Raw genomic sequence first — 947 nt, 5'->3', positions numbered from 1 at the left:
GGGAAAATTGGCACGCAGTTTGTTCGAGGTTGACGGTCGGTTTGACGACCAAAGAGTGATAGAAGGAGCCACACTGCCCATGATGGACGACCAGGGCAACCGCCTGCAAGGTTCCGTGTTGGAAGTAAGACGGGATGCCGTAGTGATGGATTTCAACCACCCGCTGGCAGGTGAAGCATTGGAATTTGAAGGCGTAATCTACAACGTCCACGAACCCGACGCCGAAGAAATAGCCGAAATAACCGGTCAAGGCTGCGGCTGCAGCAATGATTGCGACTGCGAGAAAACAACAAGCTGCTGTTGCAAATAAGGGCAATTTTAGGCTGTCGTTTTGCGCGAATTTGCTCAACGATTGTTTGGTAAGTTAGTTAATTATGGTTACCTTTGCACGCACTAAAACATATTTTTGATGAAAATTTTGCTTGATGCTAATATTTTTTTTGCTGTTATTCTTAATGAACCGGAAAAAGAACGGATTATTGAGTTGACAAGAGGTGCTGAAATGGTGTCTCCTGAAGTAGTACCCTACGAAATTGGAAATGCCTTATTGGCGATGCTAAAAAGGAGACGGTTGACTAAGGAGCAAGTAGTGAAAAGTTTCAACACTTTTGACTTTATACCAAAGAACTTAGTGCAGATAAATGTTGCTAAAGCAATTGAAATAGCTTGTATGTTTGATATTTATGCGTATGATGCTTATTATCTGGAAGTTGCTAATCGATTGCGATTGCCGTTATTGACGTTGGATAAACGGATGCAAAATAATGCTCAGGAATTGAATATAAATATATTGGAGGTATAAAAATGAAAACTTACAACAACTTGGAAGCTCAAAACGACGTGATGGTACTGAATGCGGGCATAAACGAGAGTGTCTCGATTAAACAGCGAAAAAAACGCATCACCGCTGGATGTAGAGGGGATTATTGTTAATATCTCTACTGATG

The 947-nt window shown here is 41.5% G+C and carries 2 protein-coding genes; both read left to right on the top strand.

The features are described 5' to 3' along the window. On the top strand, positions 1-310 hold a 310-nt coding region (locus ASC50_RS01385), incomplete at its 5' end, for an FKBP-type peptidyl-prolyl cis-trans isomerase (protein ID WP_420885201.1). Positions 311-409: 99 nt separating this feature from the next. Then, on the top strand, positions 410-802 hold the full coding sequence (locus ASC50_RS01380) for a type II toxin-antitoxin system VapC family toxin (RefSeq protein WP_055432059.1): 393 nt from the start codon (positions 410-412) through the stop codon (positions 800-802). Positions 803-947 lie beyond the last annotated feature (145 nt).

This window comes from Candidatus Symbiothrix dinenymphae (assembly GCF_001431085.1).
This window is presented reverse-complemented; position numbering and strand designations above follow the sequence as displayed.

What these genes read in the sequence shown, in the direction of transcription:
- ASC50_RS01380 (WP_055432059.1), top strand. Translation starts at nt 410, where the DNA reads ATGAAAATTTTGCTTGATGCTAATATTTTTTTTGCTGTTATTCTTAAT.